Consider the following 20,560-nt stretch of genomic DNA (forward strand, 5'->3'; position numbering starts at 1 on the left):
CCCCGGCCGGCCGATGCCGTCCCCGCCGGGAACCTCGGGTGGCGCACCGGTCCCGGACGTCCACGGTGTCCTCCGCCGCGGCGTCGCGATCAGCGCGATGACACCCGCACCGATCGCCGGCCCGGTGCTCGGCGGCGATCCCCGCTCCGACGCTGACGGCCGGCGCGACCCCCAGGGCCGACGGTGGCCCTGCCACCTCGGTGTTCACCCGTTGCTGACCGGCGGGCGCGTGGGGGAGCGGCGACGGTCGGGTGCGGCACGAGCCGTTCATGCGGTCAGGGCGCGACGCAGGGCCCCGCAGATCTCGGCGATCTGCCGCTGCGAGATCTCGGCCGACAGGATCGCCTGCGAGCCGTGGAAGGTGCCAGGCCACTGGTGCAGCTCGACCGGGACGTTCGCCCGCAGGAGCCGCGTCGCGTAGTCGATGTCCTCGTCACGGTTGGGGCAGAACTCGGCGGCCGTGATGTGGGCGGGAGGCAGCCCGGACAGGTCGGTGGCCCGCGCCGGGGCGAAGTAGGGGGAGGGGACCGAGGTCCCCAGGTAGTGCCGCCACTGGCGCCCCACGGAGTCCCGGGTCGCCCACGGAGTGTCGGTGAAGTTCCGCTGCGACCACGTCAGCTGCCGGTCATCGAGGGCGGCCTCGTTGAGCAGTTGGAGGCGGATCGGCGGCCCCTGCTCGTCCCGCGCCCGCAACGCGACCCCCGCGGCGAGGTTCCCGCCGGCGCTGTGCCCGCCGACCGCGATGCGGTCCGCGTCGAAGCCCCGCTCGGCGGCATGCTCGGCCGCCCAGGTCAGCACGGTGTGGACGTCGTCGAGGGCGGCGGGGAAGGGGTGCTCGGGAGCGAGCCGGTAGTCCACCGAGATCACCACCGCACCGGAGCCCTCCGCGAGCCGACTCGCGAAAGGCTGGTCGGAGTCCAGGCCGCCCATCATCCAGCCGCCGCCGTGCAGCCAGAGGACGACACCCTGGGCCTGGTGCGGTCGGTAGATCCGCACCGGCACCCCCGGGTCACCGGGCACGGTCAGGTCCTCGATGACCATGCGGCTGGTGTCCGCCGCCGGTTTCGCGGCGGCCAGCTCGGCGTAGGTCCTGCGCGCGGCGGCCACATCGGTGACGTCGAGGCGCGGGAGGAGCGGGATGAATGCTTCCAGTTCCGGGTTCACGGCGACCATTCTCGGGATCGACGCCGTCACGATCACCCGCCGACCGTCGCGCATCCTCGCCGATCACGCGACGATCGTCGCTACCCTTCCGGCATGGAGGCACTGGCCGAACGGCTGTCGCGACTGGACTCCCGGGCTGAGGGCGCGATCCGGATCGTGATGTTCTACGACACGCTGATCCGCCGGAGGGTCGACCTGCCCGCGCTCGCGCGGGCCTCGGCCGGCCTGGCCGAATGCGTGGCGGGCATCCGGCTGCACGGCACGGGTCGGACGGTTCGCGTCGCCCCCGACGGCCGGTCGGCCTCCGACCCGACACCGGCGTCCACCACGGTGCCGATCACCCTCGATGACGAGGAGATCGGAGTGGTGTGGTTGGAACGGACCGGCGCTCCCGGCCCACTGGACGACGCCCTGCTGGAGCGGTTCGCGATCGCGGTGTCGGCCGTCGTCGAGCGGTACGAGCCAGCCAGGACGACGATGGCCGACCCCGCCCTCGTCGAGCTCGCGATCAGCTCCGGCTGCGATGAGGCGGGCAGGGCCAGGGCGTTGCGGCTCATGGGGTTCGGTGGCGCCCCGCCGATTCACGTGATCGCCGTCAGGTCGTCACTGCCGCTCGACCAGATCAGCGCGCTCGTATGCCCGGGCCGGCTGGTGCGCGCGGCGACGCTCGGTGACGTGGGCGTCCTCCTGGCCACGACCGTGGACCGCGCCCGGTTCCCGGCGGGTGTCCGCGCGGGCATCGCCGCCGCCGCGAACCTCGACCAGTCCTGGCGGTGGGCGCGCACCGCCCTCCGCTACACCACTCACGCTCACCCCGTCGTCCACCACGACGACCTGGGGGCGTTGGCACTGCTCGCCCAGCTTCCCGACGAGGCCCTGCGGGACAACGTCGACGTGGCGGCGGTCGCCCGGTTGGCGGCCCGTCCCGAGGATCTGGAGACGCTGGAGGCCTACTGCGCCAGCGGTTCTCTCCGTCGCGCGGCCCACCACCTCCACCTGCACCACAGCAGCGTCGCCCGCCGGCTCGACCAGATCGGCGGCATCCTGGGCGTTGATCTCACCGAGCCCACCGGAGTGCTGCGGGCCAGGCTGGCCCTCACCGCGCTGCGACTGCTCGACGGGTGAGGAGCCGTCTCTCCCGCCGCCGGAGCCGTGGGCATCGCGGGCACGGGCGACCGGGGGTGGAACACGTCGGCCGAAGCCAGCGGCCCTCCCTCCTCGGGGCGCCCACCCCGCCGGCCACGCCCGACGCGGTGTCCCCGCCCTGGACCTGTCCCGAGCCAGCCCGGCCCGTCCGGTCGAGGGGGCGCTGCTGGCCCGGCCCGGTCCGCCGTCCGCGCGGCTCCCCAGGAACACGCGTGCGGCGTGCCCGCATTCGACGCGGGCACGCACTCGCTCTCCGCCCCTCACCCATGCGACAGGACGTCCATCGGTCATCTGGTCCCAGCCGATGCCTGAGCGTCTACTCTGGTGCGGGTGGACATCCTCGCGGAACTGCTGTCCTCGGTGCGGGCGCACGGTGCCCTGCTGGCCCGCGCGGTGCTGGACCCGCCGTGGTCGGTGCGTTTCGACACCGAGGCTCCGCTGTCCCTGGTGACCCTGCTGGACGGGTCGGGGTGGATCACCCCGGTCGGCGGGGCACCGATCCCGCTGGCGCCGGGCGACATCGCCGTCCTCACCGGCCCCGCCTCGTACACCGTGTCCGACCCACCGGACACCCCACCGCGCCTGGTGGTGGTCGGCGACGTCGAATGCCGGTGGGCGGATGGCACGCCGTTCGACACCGACGCCCCGGCCGCCACCCGAACCTGCTCGGTCGACCCCGGCGGCTCCACCCAGCTGCTCACCGGGGTCTACGACGGGCGCACCGGGGTCAGCGACCGACTGCTGCGCGCGCTGCCCCCCCGTGCTCGTCACCCGCGACGAGGACCGCCACTGCCCGGTGCTCGACCTGGTCTCCGAGGAGATCGTCACTACCCTGCCCGGGCACCAGGTGGTGCTCGACCGCCTCCTGGACCTGCTGCTCGTCTCGACGCTCCGCGCCTGGTTCGACTCCCACCCCGACCAGGCCCCGCACTGGTACCGGGCGGCCGCCGACCCCGTGGTCGGCCGCGTGCTGCGGCTGCTGCACGAGAACCCGGCCGCCCCATGGACGGTCGCCACGCTCGCCCACGCCTGCGGCCTCTCCCGGGCCGCGTTCGCCCGCCGGTTCACCGCCGGCGTGGGAGAACCACCGATGAGGTACCTCGCGGAGTGGCGGGTGTGCCTGGCGGCGGACCTGCTGCGGGAGACGGAGTCGACGGTGGCGACCATCGCCCGCCGGGTCGGCTACGCGGACGCCTTCGCGCTCAGCGTCGCGTTCACCAGGCTCCGCGGGTGCAGCCCCACCGCCTACCGTCGCGCGGTGGCCACCGCCTCCCCGCCGGTGCCGGCGGGCGCACCGGTCGGGTCGCCACCAGGAGGCGGGGAGGGCCTCGCCTCTCCCGTCGGCACCGTCAGTCGTGGCGAGGCGCGGGTACCGCGCGGACCGGGGCCCGGAGCACGTCGGTCATCCCGCCCGTGAACCGCCACCGCCGCATCACCCCGTGGAACTGGACGGCGTGCCCGCCGTAGGTGTCGGGGCGGTCGACGGGCCGGCCCTCCCCGTTGTAGGAGCCGGGGGTGCAGGCCAGCAGGTACTCCTGGTCCATCGAACCGGAACGGCGCACCTCCTCCACCCAGGCCGCCTCCGCCTCCGCCGTGGGTTCGACGTACCACGCCCCGCTCCGCTCGGCGGCGTCGATCACGGCGGCCAGGTGCCGGGCCTGCTCGTCCAGGCTGTGCGAGAAGTTGATCGACATGCCGTTCTGGGAGGGGCCGAGGAGGAAGCAGTTCGGGAAGCCGTGGCTGTAGAGGCCGTGCAGGGTGCGCACACCGTTCCGCCAGTGCTCGGACAACCGCACGCCGTGTCGACCTCGGATCCAACCGCCGAAACCCGGTTCGTAGGGCGTGCCCTCGCTGAACCCGGTCGCCAGCACGACGCAGTCCACGGCGTACTCGACGCCGCCGCTGACGAGGCCGTGCTCCGTCGCCCGTTCCACGCCCCGCCCCCGGGTGTCCACCAGGGTGACCGTCGGACGGTTGAAGGTGGCCAGGTAGTCATCGCTGAAACCGGGTCGCTTGCAGAACTGCCGGTACCAGGGTTTCAGGGCCTCGGCCGTCTCCGGGTCGCGGACACAGCGTTCCACCCGGGACCGGAGGTGGTTCATCCGCCGGAAGTCCTCCAGTTCCATGCGCTCCGCCGCGTCCCCCTCGGGTTCCGAGCCGTGGGGGGCCAATCCGGGGAGGGGCACCCGCAACGACCGGAACAGCTCCGTCCACCCATCGGCCACCAGGTCCTCGTCCTGGTCCACGCCGCACACCACGGCGGTGAAGTTCTCCTGCCGGCGACGCTGCCAACCGAGGGCCAGCGCGCCCGCCCACTCCGGGGAGGTGGGACGGTTCCCCCGGCTGTCGACCGCCGCCGGCGTCCGCTGGAACACGTACAGGTGACCGGCGTCCCGCCCCAACGGGGGGATGCACTGGATGCCGGTGGCACCCGTTCCCACCACCGCGACCCGCTTGTCAGCCAGCCGGGTCATCGCCGTGGACGGCCCACCGCCGGTGTAGGCGTAGTCCCACCGGGCGGTGTGGAACACCCGACCCCGGAACGTGGACAGGCCCGGGATCGAGGGGAGCCGGAGCTCGCGGAACGGTCCGGTCGCCACCGCCACGTACCGGGCCCGAACCACGTCGTCCCGGTCGGTCAGCACCGTCCACCGCCGTTCCTCCTCGTCCCAGCGCAGCTCCGTGACCTCCGTCTGGAAGCAGGCGTCGCGGTACAGGTCGAACCGCCGACCGATCGCCCGGGCGTGCTCGAGGATCTCCTCGCCACCGCAGTACTTCTCGCTGGGCAACCGGCCGGTCTCCTCCAACAACGGGAGGTAGACGTAGGACTCGACGTCGCACTGCGCTCCCGGGTACCGGTTCCAGTACCAGGTCCCCCCGAAGTCGGCGGCGCGGTCGACGATCCGGATGCGCCGCGCACCGCGTTCCCGGAGGCGGGCGGCGAGGAGCAGACCGCCGAACCCACCGCCCACGATCAGGGTGTCGACCTCGTCCCGCAGCGGCGGCCGGTGGAACGCCGGATCGGCGTGCGGGTCGGCGGCGTGGTGCGCGAGGGGACCTGTCGGTGAGACGTACGTTCTGCCGGCGGCGCGCAGTCGGCGGTCGCGCTCGACGCGATAACGTTCCCGGAGCCGGGCGGGATCCGTTTCCGTCGCGCGCTTTTCGCTGCTCCCCGTGGGGGAGGATGTTGGTCCGGTCATCGTTCAACCCGTCCTCGTCGTGAACCGGGCACGGAAATCCGACGTCGACGAACGAGGAATGTCGGTGTGCCCTGGTGTTCCCCTGGCGCGGACGGCTGTTGACGGTGACACCCGAACACCCGCGTGCGGGCCGTCCCCGCAAGGGGACGGGAACGGCGGATCGCCCATTGATGACCTGGTCGGAGCGGGTGTAGGCCGTCCGGTCCCACCGAGGCTAGCCGGGTGGGCGCTCCCCGGTCCCGGTGGCGTTCGCCCCGAGGGCGAGCGGTGGTCCCCCATTCCGGAGGTGCCGGTTCCGTCGGAATATTTCCGGTACCGCCGGTGAGCGGGACAAACGGGGTGCGGGGCGCCGACAATGGTGTGGAGGAACCGTGGACCCGTTCAGTGCGGCCCCACTGCTCTCGACCGGAAATCGAGTTCGGCGTGGGGCTGGTGTGGTTTCCCTTTCACGGTGGGAACGGCGGAATTCCAGGACCGCCGCTCGACCCCGGACCACCCACCGCCGGGCGGGCGTGCGTTCGACCGAGCTCGTCACCGACCACGGTGCCTCATGCGGTCCTGCCCGAAGGCTCAGGGGAGGTCGACGCGGTCGGCGTGCTCCTCGGCGGCGAGGAGTTCGTCCCCGTGCTCGTCGATCCACCGCGCCAGCGCCCTCAGCGGACCGCGCACCAGGCTTTCCCCGAGCGCGGTCAACCGGTACTCGACGTGTGGCGGCGCCGCCGGGAGGGAACGGCGTCCGACCAGTCCCTGGCGGACGAGCCTGCGCAGCGACTCGGTCAGCACCTTGTCGCTCAGCCCGCCGATCGCCCACCGCAGGTCCCGCCGCCGCTGGGCGCCCTCACCCAGCGCGACCAGCACCACCGGGTCCCAGCGGTGGGTGAACAGGTCGGTGGCGGCCCGAACCCGGCAGTCGGCCTTCAGCTCGACGCAGTGCGACTGGTCCGCGCGTGTCATCGGACCATTCTCGCCCCTGGTCTCCTACCGATCGGTGCGCGTCGCGATCCCTACCGTCCATCCGTACTACCGGGGACACGGCGGAGATCGGAGTGGAGCGATGAGGATCGGGATCCTGGGCACCGGCACGATGGCGTCGGCGCTGGGCGCGGGTTGGGTGCGGGCCGGGCACGAGGTCGTGGTCGGAGGGAGGTCGAGGGACAGGGCTCGGCGGCTCGCCCACGGCCTCGGCGGGACGGCACGGGCGGCCAGTCAGCGCGAGGCGGTCACCGGGCAGGAAGTCGTGCTGCTCGCGGTGCCCTGGGCCGGTGCGGCCGACGTGGTGCGCGAGGTGGGCGGGCCGACCGGAACACTGGCGGGAACGACGGTGATCGACCCGACCAACCCGGTCGACTTCACCACCGGGGCCCTGCTCGTCGAGCCGGGCGAGTCGGGAGCCGGCCGGCTGGCGGCACTTGCCCCGGGGGCGCGGTTGGTCAAGGCGTTCCACCTGTTCCCGGCCTCGCGGTGGCCAGTGGCGCGCGACGGCGGCGCGGCGCCAGCGGTCGCGATGTGCGGCGACGACCCGGTCGCGGTGGAGCGCGTCGCCTCCCTCGTGCGTGACCTGGGTGGGGTGCCCGCCGCGCTGGGACGGCTCGACCGGGCCAGGCAGCTGGAGGAGATCGCCGGTTTCGCCACCAGCCTGGCGCTCTCCGGAACCGACCCCCGTTCGGCGTTGCCGAGCCTGCCAGCCTGACGACGGACGAGACGGGGAACCCATCTCGGGCCTCCCACCCCGGACGACCCCTGGGACGCGCCGGGTCGCGCGTGGTGGCGTGCCCCGGGGGCGGGCCCGTCGACGAGCGCCCCCGCCGAGTCCGGGCGGGGGCGGCTCCGCCGGACCGGGCACCGTGCCCCACCGGGGACGATCACCGGAGCAGCGGCCCGCTCCACGGCCGAACACCACAGGGCCCGTCGAGGTGCCCGAGACCCCTGCCGACGCCCCTCCCGCCCGGAAACCGACGCTCAGCGGCTCGACCCACCCGGAGGTGCCACGGCCCGAGCCCCGGGCGAGGCCCAGCGCCTGCCGCGCGCGGCGCACCTGCCCTTCGCGGCGTCGCCACCCCCGGACCGGCGACGACCATCGCGCGCCCGGGGCCCACGACGCCCCAGCGGTGTGACGCCCTACCGCGCGGCGCCCCCGGGGCGAGCGCGCGCCCCGACCCACCCGGGGTGCGGCGTTCCGCGTTCGTCGAGGTTCACCGAGGACGGATCGAGAAGGCGTGCCGGAACACGTTGCGCGGGTCCCACCTCGACTTGATCTCCTGGAGCCTCGGGTAGTTGTCCCCGTAGTAGATCGTGTGCCAGGGGACACCGGAGGTGTTCCACTCGGGGTCGGCCAGGTCGATGTCGGGGTAGTTGATGTAGGCGCCCGTGTTGACCTCGTCGGGGCTGGGAACACCACCTGTGGCGGAGTGGATGTCCCGGTAGATCTCCCGGATCCAGCGCAGGTGCTCCTCGTCCTCATCCGGATCGGTCCACGCCACCATGTAGAAGGTCTTCAACGACGCCCCGCGGGGAACCGCCGTCGCCGCCGGGTCGACGGTGTTCACCCGCCCGCCGTAGGCGATGTACTCCATCGCGGCGCTGGGGCAGTGGTAGTCGGCCCTGGACAGGTGGCGGTACGCGGCCGCGAGCTGCTCACGGGTGTGCGGGCCGCGCAGGTCGGCGGACTTGACCTTCCGCCGCACCCCGATCGCACCCGGCCCGACGTCGGGGATCGCCAACAGCTGGCTGGTCGCCAACCACGGCAACCGCCGGCGGGTCACCGAGGGGGCCACCGCGACCCCCTCGTTCAGCTCGGCGAGGAACCACGACATCCGCTCCTCGGCGTCGGGGACGTCCACCGGGATCTGGGCGTGCATCGCCAGGTGCCCAGCCGACCGGTGGAAGCACTCCAGCAGGGCGTAGAGCCCGATGTTGGGGGAGTCGACCGTGCAGTTCCGCAGCTGCCAGTCCAGGAAGTTGCTCACCAGCCGGACGTAGTCGGCCTCCGTCAGCTCGGCCCACGACCAGCTCACCCGCGCGACGTGGAACGAGGCAGGGGGGCGGGGCAGCGCCTCCTCGGGGGCGTCGCCCACCGCATCCGGCGACCGCAGCCAGTAGCGCGTGATCACCCCGAAGTTCCCGCCCCCGCCGCCGGTGTGGGCCCACCACAGGTCCCGGTTCGGGTCGTCCTCCTCCCGGGTCGCCACCACGGTGGACACCACGCCCTCGGCGTCGACGACCACCACCTCCACCGCGTGCAGGTAGTCCACGGTCAGGCCCAGCAGGCGCGAGAGCGGCCCGTAGCCCCCACCGGAGATGTGGCCGCCCGCCCCGACCCCCATGCAGAAACCGCCGGGGAACGTCACCCCGTAGTTCTTGTACAGCGCCCGGTAGATCTGGCCGACCGTGGCACCGGCCTCCACCTCGAAGGCACCACGTTCCTCGTCGTAGCCCACGTGGGACATCGAGGACAGGTCCACGATGACGTCGACGTCGGGGGAGGCGACGAACGCCTCCCCGCAGTGCCCACCGGAGCGCACGGTGAGGCGCTTGCCCGCCGCGACCGCCTCCGACACCGCCTCGACGACCTGGGCCGTGGAGTAGGGCAACCGGAAGTACTCGGGTTGGGCGACGAACCGGTAGTTGTCGGCCCGGGCGAGCAGGTCGTAGCGGTGATCGTCCGGTTTCACGGTCACAGCCGCTCGGGTTGACACGATCGGGCACCTTCCAGTCGACGGGTTCCAGCGCACGAACGCCCGCGCCGGCCTGGGCGGGACGCGGACGAGTTCGGTGGCGGCCGCGTCCGAGCCCACCACCGGCGGAGGCGGCCGGCGTCGCGGGGGCCGGGCGGCGACGGTGACGCCGGCCCCGCGACGTCCCTACCGCCCGGGATCGTCCCGGATGACCGTCTTGGCCCGCATCAGGAACTCCCCGAGGTAGCCGTCGTGGGGAACCCCCGGTCGACTCCAGGTGGTCGGGTGGTCGCCCACGTGCACGTTGCGGATGCTGGGCTCCGCCACCAACTGGTCCACCAGCGCCTCGTCGTCCCCGAGCACGGTCAGCACCAGCGTGTCCCGGAGCGGGGCGATCCCGTCCTGCCTCGTCCACGGCGCCACCCACACGCAGGGGAAACCGAGTTCGATCCTGGCCTGCGGCGCGTCCGCCCGGTCCACCAGGAACACGGCGGGACGCAGCGCGGCGGAGCCGTCCCCGAGCGGGGCCACCACCGTGTCCCCCAGCAGGGAACGCGCGTCGCCCCGGCGGGAACGCAGGAACTCGTCGATGTCCCTGGCGTCGGACTCCGCGCGCACCGGGAGCACCGCCCGCTCGTCCTCGGGGGGCAGGGCGGGCGCGTCGGCCAACCGGGCGGCGATCGCCTCGGCCACCGGCGCCGGGTCTCCTTCGACGAACACCGCCGTCGCGTTGACGCACCCGGTGCCCGCCTGGTCGGCGACCGACTCGACGACGGTGTCCAGGTGGCGGTCGACGTCGGCGCCGCTGGTCAGCAGGATCTTCGACCGCCCGGGGCCCTGGGGGAGCACCATCGGGCCGGCGCCGTACTTGCCGACCACGGCGTCCCCGCCGAAGGCGAGGGCGACGTCCGCCTCGGCGATGATGCCGTCCGCGGCGGCGTGGTCGGTCGGCAACAACAGGAGCTGGTCCGGTCCGAACCCGCTCTCCCGCAGCGCGGTCACCAGTCGGTGCGGCGTGAACGGCTCCCGGCGGGACGGTCGTACCGCCACCCGGTAGCCCAACGCCAGGGCGTCGAGCCACGCGCTGTGCACGGCGGGCGTGTTGGCCGGGGCGTGCACGGCGAGCACGTCACCCCGTCGCACCCACACCGCCGCCCCGGATCGGGCCGCCGGGGCCCGCCACCCGCTCACCGCGCCGACGGGGCGGGCCATCCGCGCGGCGTCGAACGCGGCCGCCGCGTAGTCGCCCACCCCCTGGGACGCGGTGCGCACGAAGGTGATCGGCATTCCCGAGGCGGCGGCGACCGCCCGGTGGTACTCCTCGGCGCTCACCCCGCCCACGACCCCCGTGCTGAACAGCGGACCGGCCTGGGTGAGCGCCGCCTCGCGGTCGGACTCACCCGGGCTCTCCGCCTTCGACAGCGTCCGCATCGCGCGTTGGACGAACAGCGCGGGGACCAGGCTGAGTTCGGCGAGTGGACCGCCGCGCACGTCGGCGACCAGCTCGCGGTTGCGGGACACGTAGGGGCCGCGTGGCCCGAGCGCGGCCAGTTCCATCAGGGCAGGGGATGCGGTGGGCACTGTCAGTAGACCCCCTCGATCACCTTCGCCGAACCGAACTCCTCGACGGGCCGCACCTCGGAGAGGGCGTCGCCGGCGTAGCCCAGGCCGTGCTCGTGGCGGATGGCGGTGTCCCGTTCCAGGTTGTTCGGCAGGAACAGGTTCCTGGTCATGTGGTGGGAGACCAGTTGGCCCCGTTCCCCGTAGGGCACGCTGCCGCCGGTCTCCGGGTCGATGAGGCCGAACATCGAGAACGGCGAGGGCGGGTCGAAGATCGCCGGGTCGGTGCGTCCGCCGCCTGGCCGCTGCGGGATGCCGCAGAAGATCATCGCGCTGCCGTAGATCCCGATGATGTTGACCTCGGGGAACACCTCGGTGGCCATCAGCTCCGCGGTGTCGGCGTCCATCGACGCGCCGCTCCAGGTGATGGTGTGGACCCGCTCGTTGATGATGTCGACCAGGTGTTCCCTGGTGCAGATGGCCTGCAGCAGGGGTGGGGTCGCGGCGATCAGCCCGATGTCCTGGGTGGTGAGGATCCACTCGACCTGGTCCACCAGGTGGTTCACGTACCCCTTCACCGCCTCGGCCGACCCCGACGCCACGCAGCGCTTGGCCCAGCGGGGGTCCAGGTCGAGGGGGAAGTAGATACCGCCGAACTCGGCCGCCGCGTCCTGTGTCAGGGTGCCGATCATGTGCGGCCCCATCGGGACCACGCCGAGCCAGTTCCGGCCGGTGGGCATGTCGTGTTCCCGCAACCGCGACCAGTACCAGCGCCAGGAGGAGTTCAGGACGTCGGGGAGGCTGTAGATTCGCTTGGGACGTCCGGTGGTGCCCCCGCTCTCACCCACGAGGGGGCGCGCGGTGATCCCCGCGATCGAGGCGTAACCCTGGGGGACCATGTCCTCCACGGGGATGTGCCGCAGCTCGTCGACGACGTTCGGGAACAGCGTCAGGTCCTCGACCGTGTGGACGTCGGTCAGCGGGTTGAAGTCCAGTGTCCTGGCCCGCTCGAGCCAGAACCGGGACCCGGTTTTCGGGTTGAAGTGCCACTCGACCGCCTCCCGCACCAGGTCCTGCGCGTCCGGCGGTGTCTGCCACGGCGTGTCCAGCGGTGATGGGGCAGGTGTCGTCAACGTACGTCTCCTTGCCGGCTCGTGCTGATCAGGAGAAGAGGAACCAGCTGCGGGAAAAGTCGGATGTCCCGGCGGCGGCACCGGAGACTTTACCGAAACGGCGATGCCCTGTCTGGAATCCGCGAGGCGCAGAACGGTGTAGTACGCGTGGGGGAGTTCTGGCGGGGAATTCGGCGCGGAACCGCCGTACGGGTGACGGGTGCGGTCGTTTCGGGTGGCCGTCCGGGGCGCGCCTGGAAAGGGGAATTCCCGCTTCCATCGGGTGGCGCGCGTACTGGGTCACCTGGCCCAGTGATCGTTGGGCCCGAGGTGGCGCGCGGCTGACCGTGTGGAACGGTGGCCGGGAACTCGTCAGGACGACGGGAGGTTCTTTCGGGAACTCGGGAAACGGGAGCCACCGGGTCGGGTCGGACTCGGACACCGCTCTATTTCCGCTGGCGGGAAAAGGTGTTGGCCGGGTCGGTGGCGACGGTGCGTCCCGGTCGGGGGCGGTGTTCCGTCCCGGAACGTCCGGTTCGCTCGGTGTCGCGGTCGGTCCGCTCCATTTCCGACGGGAGTGGAGCGGACCGGTGTCAGCGGCGTTCCCCGGTTCCGCTTGGCGGGTGGTTCGGGATCTGGCGCCGGGGTTCGGGGTGGTGCGCCCGCACGGGCGGCGGTTCCTGACCGGCCGGCGGGCCGCGCGGCCGCCGTGAACTCGGATCGGCGTGCGGCCCGGATTCTCGTGCCCCTGGTCGTGGCCTCGACGCCAGGTCACCGGCCCACTACGACCGGCCCTGACCAGCGCGAACGGGTGCCGCATCGGAGGTGGGGTGGCGGTCGGGTTCCGCCGGGGTGACGGCGCGGCTGGGGCTGTGCTCGGCGGGCGCGGGGTGCGGGGCCACCAGGGGACGGGCGCGGGTCACGGGGGCGGGCCTGGAGTCGGCGGGTGGCCTCCGGTGGGTGGCCTCCGTTCGTCGCTCCGCTTCCGTGAGATACCCGCGCAATCTCGTCGTGATCGTGTCGTTTCCCGTCCGTCGGCCCGTGGAGCGGTGGCGAACCCCGCGACGCGGGATGCTGTGACAGACTGTGAATGCCCGCCCCGAACTGGTTCGCGGTCCACTCCGGGTGGGGGTGGGGCGTTGTGAAATTCAGGTATGTGACCAGTGTATTTCCGCCGGGAACCGGACAGGGGGTGGACAGGGTGACTGACCGACAGTCATTGACCCTTGCCGCACGGTCACGGTTGGGTTATATTCGATCGAGGATCTGGGGGTGTCCCAGTTTAATCAGGAACCATATCATCGTGTTAAGTGATGGTCAACGGGGGGCCTGAGATGAAGGATTTGTCGTGTACCGCATCCACGCGGGTCTACTGATTCCAGGGCGAGGCGAACCTGTTCCGAACGGCGTTGTGCTGTTCGAGGGTGACCGGATTGGCTATTCCGGCTCCGCCGCGGCCGCGCCACCTCCGAATCCCGACGACGAGATCCACGAGGTCGACGTCGTCATGCCCGGGCTCTGGGACTGCCACACCCATTTCACGGGGCTCCGAGGAGCGGTCGGCACCGAACAACTGATGCTGAACCAGGCCGAGGTCGCCGTCGCGCGATCGGTCCGCGACGCCCAGCTCGCCCTCGACGCCGGGTTCACCAGCGTGCGGGAGGTCGGCGGGTACGGGGTCTACCTCGCCAGGGTCATCGACGAGGGCACCGTTCCCGGTCCGACCGTCTACCCCGCCGGCAGTGTGATCAGCCCCACCGGTGGGCACTCCGACGCCCACGGCCTGCCCCACGCCTGGGTCGTCGACCCGCAACGGCGGAACGGGATGCTCCAGGTCGCGGACGGGGTCGACGACTGCCTGCGCGCCACCCGGCTCCAACTGAGGCTCGGCGCCAGGGTCATCAAGGTCTGCGCGTCGGGGGGAGTCCTCAGCGAACTCGACCACCCCGCCCACCAGCAGTTCAGCGACGCCGAGCTCCGGGCGATCGTCGAGGAGGCAGCCAGGTCCGATCGGGTCGTCGCGGCGCACTGCCACGGCAAGGCCGGGATCATGGCCGCGTTGCGGGCTGGTTGCCGCACCATCGAACACGGCACCGACGTCGACGAGGAGGTCGCCGCCGCGATGCGGGAGTGCGGGGCGATCCTGGTGCCCACCCGAACCATCTACGAGGCGATCCTCTCCAGAGCCGACCAGGTGTCGCCCGCCGCCCGCAGGAAGCTGCACGAACTCCAGGAACGGCACCGGGCCGCGATGGCCCTCGCGCACGGTGCCGGAGTCCGCATCGCCATGGGAACCGACCTGGGCACCAGCATGCCCGAGACACCGTTCGGCTGGGGGCACAACGGTGAGGAGTTCGGTTACCTGGTGGCCGCGGGCCTGAGCCCGCTCCAGGCGATCGCCGCCGGCACGGCCGACGCCCCCGCCACGCTCGGTCCACAGGCACCACTGTCCGGGCAGCTGGCGAAGGGATACGACGCCGACGTGATCGCGTTGGCCTCCGACCCGCTCCAGGACATCTCCGTCCTGGCCCGACCAGACACCGTGACCCACGTCTGGAAGGCCGGAACGCTCGTCAAGTGTCCCAACCACACAGGAGGGCGGCTCACCCGGTGATCGACCGTACGAATGTCATGCCAGCGTCCGAGCGACGAGAACCAGCGCTCGAACGACGAGACGAGGACGGTGTCCAGACCGCCCTCGCGGTGATCCACGAAGTGCTCGCCCGATTACAGGAACTCGGGGACTTCGCCCGGCGGGCACGCAGCAGCCTGCCGACGCCCCGCGACTACCGCGAACCGGAGGGAGCGGGACGGGACCTCCCCGAGGGGGCGGCCCAGCCGGAGCGACCTCGTCCCTCCCCCACCACGGACCGGGACGCGGGGGAGACGCCGTCGGAGGCGCCGAACGGGCGCAAACTCCAACTCACCCGACGTCAACAGCAGGTCCTCGACCTGCTCATGCAGGGTTCCTCCAACCGCCGCATCGGACGGTCCCTGCACATCACCGAGCAGACGGTCAAGGCGCACCTCCACATGATCTACCACAAGCTCGGCGCTGCCGACAGAACCGAAGCCGTGGTGATCGCGATGCACCACGGGCTGGTGCCCGAGAGCACCAGCAACGGACCGGTGCGGTCCTGCACGCGGTCCTGCTCGCTCTGACGGCGGCGGGCTGGGCGGCTGGGCCGAGTACCTCACCCTCCTTGAGGACCGGTTGTCCGTGGCGGGAGGACCTCCCTCCCGGACAACCCGGCACCGCCCCACCCCGCGGTGCGCCGGACGTCCCACCTCCGGTCACCCGGTCACCTGGAGCACGTCGGGGGCCAGCCTCGGTACCGACCGGACGACAACGTCGTCGTCCGCCTCCGAGCCCGGCTCCGCCCGCACCCACGTCTCCTGTCGTTCCCGATCCCCGGGCCGGTCCCGCTCGGCGCGGGCCGGTCGTTCCCGCTGCCCTCCGCCGGGCGCCCCACCTCCGGCGCTCCACCCGCCCGGGTGGACCGGCGGATCGCCCGTCCACCGCTCACCGGACGTCCGTCGGCGGTCACAGCCCGGGAACCGCCGACGGACGTCGGTGTTTCGCGCCGGGGCGTCGGCGCGTCCAGGGGGAGACCGGCGGACCCCGGACCGGGGTCGCCGTCGGCCTCCGTCGCCGTCCCCGCTTCAGGGGGACGACCGCTGCGGCGAGGTCACCGAGCCCAACTCGGCCGCCACCACCGCCAGCACCGCATCCCGTTCCGAGGACAGGAAGAAGTGCCCACCCGGGAACATCGTCCTGCGGCACGGCCCTCGGGTGTGGCGCCGCCACTCCGCCAGCTCCGTGCCATCGACGTCGGGGTCCTCCTTCCCGCCCAGCGCGACGACCGGGCAGTCCAAGGCCGGGCGGTCCCGGTAGCGGTAGGTCTCCGAGATGGTGAAGTCGGCCCGCAGCACCGGCAGGAGGACCCGGAGGAACGCCGGGCTCTCCAGCACCACCGGCGGCGTGCCGTTGAGCTCACGCAGCCGTTCGATGAACTGGTCGTCGGGCAGGTGGTGGATCACCGCCTCCCGCAACGGCAGGTGCGGGGCGCGGTGCCCGGAGACGAACAGGCACCGGGGGCCGGGCAGTCCGGCGTCCCGCAGCCTGCCCGCGGCCTCGAACGCGAGGATCGCGCCCAGGCTGTGCCCGAACAGCGCGTAGGGCACGTCGGTGTCCACCGAGGACAGCACGTCGTCCAACACGGTCGACAGGTCGTCGACCAGCGGATCCCGCAGCCGGTCACCGCGCCCGGGCAACTGCACCGGGCGCACCTCCACCTCCGGGGCCAGCGCCGCCGACCACGACCTGAACATCCGCGCGTCTCCGCCGGCGTGGGCCAGGCAGTACAACCGGGTCGTCACAGCGACCCCGCGATGCTCCGGAGCAGCATGTTCGAGGTCCCCTCGTAGATCTTGCCCGCCTTGACGTCCCGGTAGAACCGCTCCAGCGGGTACTCCCGGGTGAAGCCGTTGCCGCCGAGCACCTCCAAGGCCCGGGAGGCGGCCCGTTCGGCCACCTGGGAGGCGAAGTACTTGGCCATCGCGGTCAGCCGGAGGCGTTCCGCGATGTCCGTCCCCGCCGCCACCGTCCTGGTCACGTCGTAGAGCAGGGCTCGCGCGGCCGCGACCTCGGTGGCGATGTCGGCCAGGGTGAACCGCACCCCCTGGTAGGAGCCGATCGGCTGCCCGAACTGCTCCCGGGTCCTGCTGTAGGCCACCGCCTCGTCCAGGGCGCCCTGGGCCAGTCCCACCATCTGCGCGGCGATGCCGATCCGGCCGATGTCGAGCGCGCCGATCGCCACCCCCTCGCCGCCGCCCGGCCCGCCCACGCAGTCCTGGCGGCGGACGCGCACATCGGTGAGCACCACGTCCGCGGTGGCAGCCGCCCGCACCCCCATCTGCTCGGTGCGGGGGTCGATGCTCAGCCCCTCCGCCGTCCGGTCCACCAGGAACGCCGAGGAACCGTGCCCCTCGGTCCTGGCGAACACCAGGAACACGTCGGCCTGGCCGGCGTTGCTCGTCCACCGCTTCCGGCCGTTGATGCGGTACCCGCCGTCGGAGGTGGGCACCGCCGTGGTCGTGCCCGCGAAGGCGTCGGACCCGGCGTTCTCCTCGGACAACGCGAACGCCCCCACCTGGCGGGTGGCCAGCAGCGGCAACCGGCGCCGCTTCTGGTCCCCGGTGCCCTGCCGGAGCAGGGTCGCCACGACCAGGGCGTTGTGCACGTCGACACCCACCGCCACGCCGGGGTCGACCCGGGCGACCTCCTCGATCGTCAGCACGACCTGGAACAGCGAGCCACCTCGGCCGCCGTAGCGGGCCGGGGCCTCCACCGCCATCAGGCCGGCGGAGAACAGCTTCTCCCGCAGCCCCGGGTCGAGGGTGGCGTCCCGGTCCATCCGGTCGGACAACGGGGCGATGTGCTCCTCGGCGAACGCCCGCACATGGGCCCGCCACGCCTCGTCCTCCGGGGAGAGCCGGGTGAGGGGCGGCGGGGCAGCCCCGTTGCCCGTGGTCACCGTCGGTGCGCTCACGCCCGCTCCCTCTCCACGAGCCTGGCCAGGTCCTCCAGGGTGTTGGACACGTACAGCTCCCGCAGCGGGACGGACACGTTCCACCGAGAACGCAGCGTCGTCATCAGCCGCATCATGTGCGCCGAGTGCAGGCCGAGGTCGGCGAACTCCTCCCGCCGTCCCACCGCCGGCAGCGACACCAGACCGGAGAGGACCTCCGCCAGCTCCCGTTCCAGGTCGGTGCGCGGGGCCTCGCCGCGGTCCCCACCGGCGGTGGTCTCCAGCTCGGGCAGCGCGCGCACGTCGATCTTGCCGCCCACCGTGGTGGGCAACGCGTCCAACCAACCGAACGCGGTGGGCACCATGTGCGCCGGCAACCGGCGGGCCGCGAAGTCCCGCACCTCGGACTCCGGTGCGCGGTCGCCGTCGCCCGGCACGCCGTAGCACAGGATCCGCTCCCCGCCCGCGTCCGCGCGGGCGACGGCGACCGAGGAGGCCACCGACGGGTGCGAGCGGAGCACCGCCTCGATCTCGCCCAGTTCGACCCGGTAGCCCCGGATCTTGACCTGCGAGTCGTCCCGGCCCAGGTACTCCAGGGTGCCGTCCGGCAGCGCCCTGGCCTGGTCCCCGGTCCGGTACATCCGCTCAGCGGGGGCCACCGGCTCGACGCCGAACCGGCGGGCGGTCAACTCCTCCCGCGCGTGGTAGCCGGCGGCGACGGCCGGACCGGCCAGGCACAGCTCACCCCGCGACCCGGGCGGTACCGGGCGGCCCCGGTCGTCCAGCAGGTACGCCCGCTGGTTGGGCAGGGCGCGACCGATGGGCAGCGGCGCGTCGGTGCTGACGTTCTCCGAGGTCAGGCGGTGGCAGGTCGACACGACCGCCGCTTCCGTCACCCCGTAGAGGTTGTGCAGCTGGGGCGCGTCGTCGCCGTGCCGGGCCAACCACGGCCGCACCGTCGCCGCGTGCAACCGGTCGCCGCCGATGAAGATGTGCCGGAGCGCCAGCGCGGGCTCGCCGTCCGCCGGCGTCGCCGCCTCGTCCGCGGCGGCGAAGTGCTCGAACAGGATCGGCGTCTGGCTGCACACCGTGACCGCCTCCGACCGGAGGAGGGCGTGGAACTCGTCGGGGGAGCGGACCGTCCAGGACGGGACGACGACCAGCCGGCCGCCGTTGCCCAACGCCCCCCAGATCTCCCACACCGAGTAGTCGAAGGAGAAGGAGTGGCTGAACGTCCACGTGTCGCCCGCGCCGAACCCGAACAGCTCCCGCCCGGCGGCGAGCAGGCTCTGCGCGTTGCGGTGGGTCACCACGACGGCCTTCGGGAGACCGGTGGAGCCCGAGGTGTACAGCACGTAGGCGGGCGCGTCGGCACCCACCTCGGGCAGCGGTCGGCCGGTGGGGGACGAGGGCAGCTCCTCGGCCAACGTGAGCACCGGCCCGGTGAAGCCCTCGGTCCGCTCGGCGAGGTCCGGCCCCCGGACCAGCGCGGTGATGCCGGCGTCGTCGATCATCGACAGCAGCCGCTCCGCCGGGTACTCGGGATCGAGGGGGACGTAGGCCGCTCCTGCCTTGAACACGCCGATCATCGCGGCGACCAGGGCGTCGGAGCGTTCCAGGCACAGGCCCACCCGGTCCCCGGGCGCCACCCCGCGTTCGACGAGTTCCTCGGCGATGGCGTCGCTGTGCGCGGCCAGCTGACCGTAGGTGAGGCGGCGGTCCCCGAAGACCACGGCCTCGGCGTCGGGGTTGGCGGCGGCCAGGTCGGAGAACGTGGCGTGCAGGGGCCGTTCGTCCAGCGGGGCGGGCGTGTCCCCGGTCGCACCGGGCAGCGGCCCGACGGCCTCGGCCGGCAGCAGTTCGCCCACCGTCAGCTCGGGGGACTCCACGAGCCGGGTGAGGACGGTGCGCAGGTGGTCGCAGAACCGGTGCGCCGCCTCGGGCGAGAACCGGCTCCGGTCGTAGATCACCCGCAGCGGCATGCCCTCACCCGGCATGATCACCATCGTGATCGGGTAGTGCGGCCGCCCGTCGTAGCGCATCTCGGTGAGCTTCATCCCGGTCTCGGCGAGCGCGAAGTCGGGCATGGGCATGTTCTCGTAGGACACGCTGCTCTCCAGCAGCGGCACGTCCAACGGCAGGTTCAGCACCCGCTGCACCTCGAACAGGGGGCTGCTGGTGTTCTCCCGCACCGCCGTGATGTGGATCTGGAAGTCCCGCAGCCAGGACAGCGCGGCCCGGGTCGGTTCGAGTCGTTCCCGCACCGGCATCGTGGAGATCAACGGCCCGAGGATGTTCTCACTGCCCCGCAGCTCCGCCGGCCGGTGCGCCATGGTGAAACCGCAGGCCACGTCGGTGGTGCCGTAGTGGTGCGACAACACCACCAGCCAGGCCCCCTGGACGAGGGTGTTCAGCGTCAGCTGGTTCGTCCTGCCGAGGTCGCGGAGCCCGGCCTCCAGCTCGGCCATGCTCAGTTCCACGAACCCGTGGCTGGGTTCCCCGGGAGCCGGGGGAGTGCCGCCCATCCGCAGCTGCTCCGGCGGGGTGAACCCCGCCAGCTCCGAACGCCAGAACGGCAGGCTGCCCTCCGGGTCCCGCTGGCTCCACCAGGCCACGTAGTCGCGGTAGGGCCGCATCGGCCGGCGCTCCGGCTCGTACCCCAGGCACTGGGCCCGGTAGCAGTCGATGAAGTCGCTGACCGCCAACCCGAACGACCAGCCGTCCATCAGCAGGTGCGACAGCCGCCAGGCGAAGATCCACGTCTCGGGTTCGCTGTGGATGACGCTGAGCCGCATGACCGGGGCCTGGGTCACGTCGAAACCCTCGACGCGTTCCCGGTCCAGCCACTCGGTGATCTTCTCCTTCTGCTCGGCGACCGGGATGTGCCGCCAGTCCAGGACCTCCAGTGGCAGCTCGGCGTGCTGGTGCACCACCTGGAGCGGCAGGCCCTCCGGCCGCCAGTGGAAGGAGGTCCGCAGGATCGGGTGGCGGTCGACGACCATCTGCCACGCCCGTTGGAACTCCTCGGGGTGCAGCGTTCCGTCGAAGGTCAGCAGCAGCTGCTCGATGTAGACGCCGGCGTCTCCGTTGGCGAGCTGTTCGAACAGCAGGCCCTGCTGGATCGGGGTGAGTTCGTAGACATCCTCGATGCCCTTTTTCAACTGGCTCATGGA

13 protein-coding genes and 1 pseudogene are annotated in these 20,560 nt (G+C 72.5%); 5 read left to right on the forward strand and 9 right to left on the reverse strand.

Annotated elements, in window-relative coordinates:
* Window positions 1-267: 267 nt before the first annotated feature.
* Complete coding sequence (locus ACOJVX_RS10555; RefSeq protein WP_337662054.1) at window positions 268-1,200, reverse strand: alpha/beta hydrolase; 933 nt, start codon at window positions 1,198-1,200, stop codon at window positions 268-270.
* A gap of 57 nt (window positions 1,201-1,257) precedes the next feature.
* Between ACOJVX_RS10555 and ACOJVX_RS10560 the strand changes: the two genes are divergently transcribed.
* Window positions 1,258-2,289, forward strand: coding sequence for a helix-turn-helix domain-containing protein (locus ACOJVX_RS10560; protein ID WP_422647475.1), 1,032 nt, complete (start codon window positions 1,258-1,260; stop codon window positions 2,287-2,289).
* Window positions 2,290-2,640: 351 nt separating this feature from the next.
* Window positions 2,641-3,574: pseudogene (locus ACOJVX_RS10565) on the forward strand (cupin domain-containing protein); the annotation flags it as partial.
* A gap of 85 nt (window positions 3,575-3,659) precedes the next feature.
* On the opposite strand, the gene ACOJVX_RS10570 reads toward ACOJVX_RS10565, so the two are convergent.
* Both ACOJVX_RS10570 and ACOJVX_RS10575 read right to left on the reverse strand, forming a co-directional pair.
* Window positions 3,660-5,510, reverse strand: a complete 1,851-nt coding sequence (locus ACOJVX_RS10570) for a flavin-containing monooxygenase (RefSeq protein ID WP_418154389.1) — start codon at window positions 5,508-5,510, stop codon at window positions 3,660-3,662.
* 570 nt (window positions 5,511-6,080) lie between these two features.
* Entirely contained in the window at window positions 6,081-6,464 is a 384-nt protein-coding gene (locus tag ACOJVX_RS10575; RefSeq protein WP_026420403.1) for a winged helix-turn-helix transcriptional regulator, read from the reverse strand.
* A 100-nt stretch (window positions 6,465-6,564) separates the two neighbouring features.
* Here ACOJVX_RS10575 and ACOJVX_RS10580 point away from each other — a divergent pair, with 100 nt between their 5' ends.
* Window positions 6,565-7,200: an NADPH-dependent F420 reductase gene (locus ACOJVX_RS10580; protein WP_030107159.1), complete on the forward strand. Its 636-nt coding sequence runs from the start codon at window positions 6,565-6,567 to the stop codon at window positions 7,198-7,200.
* Between the two features lie 502 nt (window positions 7,201-7,702).
* Here ACOJVX_RS10580 and ACOJVX_RS10585 read toward each other — a convergent pair.
* The 3 genes from ACOJVX_RS10585 to ACOJVX_RS10595 form a co-directional block, all read right to left on the reverse strand.
* A complete protein-coding gene (locus ACOJVX_RS10585; protein ID WP_422647476.1) occupies window positions 7,703-9,205 on the reverse strand; it encodes an FAD-binding oxidoreductase in 1,503 nt (500 codons plus the stop codon).
* Window positions 9,206-9,370: 165 nt separating this feature from the next.
* A complete protein-coding gene (locus ACOJVX_RS10590; RefSeq protein WP_418154636.1) occupies window positions 9,371-10,741 on the reverse strand; it encodes an aldehyde dehydrogenase family protein in 1,371 nt (456 codons plus the stop codon).
* A gap of 26 nt (window positions 10,742-10,767) precedes the next feature.
* Window positions 10,768-11,877: a phenazine antibiotic biosynthesis protein gene (locus tag ACOJVX_RS10595; protein ID WP_337662050.1), complete on the reverse strand. Its 1,110-nt coding sequence runs from the start codon at window positions 11,875-11,877 to the stop codon at window positions 10,768-10,770.
* A gap of 1,390 nt (window positions 11,878-13,267) precedes the next feature.
* Between ACOJVX_RS10595 and ACOJVX_RS10600 the strand changes: the two genes are divergently transcribed.
* Window positions 13,268-14,470, forward strand: a complete 1,203-nt coding sequence (locus ACOJVX_RS10600; RefSeq protein ID WP_422647477.1) for a metal-dependent hydrolase family protein — start codon at window positions 13,268-13,270, stop codon at window positions 14,468-14,470.
* Window positions 14,471-14,487: 17 nt separating this feature from the next.
* The gene (locus tag ACOJVX_RS10605; protein WP_211237612.1) at window positions 14,488-15,018 is read left to right on the forward strand and encodes a helix-turn-helix transcriptional regulator; all 531 of its coding nucleotides are present in this window, start codon (window positions 14,488-14,490) and stop codon (window positions 15,016-15,018) included.
* A 501-nt stretch (window positions 15,019-15,519) separates the two neighbouring features.
* Here the strand turns inward: ACOJVX_RS10605 and ACOJVX_RS10610 are convergent.
* The 3 genes from ACOJVX_RS10610 to ACOJVX_RS10620 are packed head-to-tail and all read right to left on the reverse strand — an operon-like array spanning window position 15,520 to window position 20,557.
* Window positions 15,520-16,236, reverse strand: a complete 717-nt coding sequence (locus ACOJVX_RS10610; protein ID WP_103055334.1) for a thioesterase II family protein — start codon at window positions 16,234-16,236, stop codon at window positions 15,520-15,522.
* Complete coding sequence (locus ACOJVX_RS10615; protein WP_081715694.1) at window positions 16,233-17,408, reverse strand: acyl-CoA dehydrogenase family protein; 1,176 nt, start codon at window positions 17,406-17,408, stop codon at window positions 16,233-16,235. The genes ACOJVX_RS10610 and ACOJVX_RS10615 overlap by 4 nt, the downstream gene beginning before the upstream one ends.
* On the reverse strand, window positions 17,405-20,557 hold the full coding sequence (locus tag ACOJVX_RS10620) for a non-ribosomal peptide synthetase (protein WP_422647478.1): 3,153 nt from the start codon (window positions 20,555-20,557) through the stop codon (window positions 17,405-17,407). Before ACOJVX_RS10620 ends, ACOJVX_RS10615 begins: the two co-directional genes overlap by 4 nt.
* Window positions 20,558-20,560 lie beyond the last annotated feature (3 nt).

Source organism: Actinoalloteichus caeruleus (genome assembly GCF_049311605.1).
GTDB lineage: Bacteria > Actinomycetota > Actinomycetes > Mycobacteriales > Pseudonocardiaceae > Actinoalloteichus_B > Actinoalloteichus_B caeruleus.

Excerpts from the sequence above, each read along its gene's own strand:
- ACOJVX_RS10590 (WP_418154636.1), bottom strand. The coding sequence starts at position 10,741 with ATGGAACTGGCCGCGCTCGGGCCACGCGGCCCCTACGTGTCCCGCAAC.
- ACOJVX_RS10620 (WP_422647478.1), bottom strand. The coding sequence starts at position 20,557 with ATGAGCCAGTTGAAAAAGGGCATCGAGGATGTCTACGAACTCACCCCG.
- ACOJVX_RS10575 (WP_026420403.1), bottom strand. The coding sequence starts at position 6,464 with ATGACACGCGCGGACCAGTCGCACTGCGTCGAGCTGAAGGCCGACTGC.
- ACOJVX_RS10560 (WP_422647475.1), top strand. The coding sequence starts at position 1,258 with ATGGAGGCACTGGCCGAACGGCTGTCGCGACTGGACTCCCGGGCTGAG.
- ACOJVX_RS10605 (WP_211237612.1), top strand. The coding sequence starts at position 14,488 with ATGCCAGCGTCCGAGCGACGAGAACCAGCGCTCGAACGACGAGACGAG.
- ACOJVX_RS10580 (WP_030107159.1), top strand. The coding sequence starts at position 6,565 with ATGAGGATCGGGATCCTGGGCACCGGCACGATGGCGTCGGCGCTGGGC.
- ACOJVX_RS10570 (WP_418154389.1), bottom strand. The coding sequence starts at position 5,510 with ATGACCGGACCAACATCCTCCCCCACGGGGAGCAGCGAAAAGCGCGCG.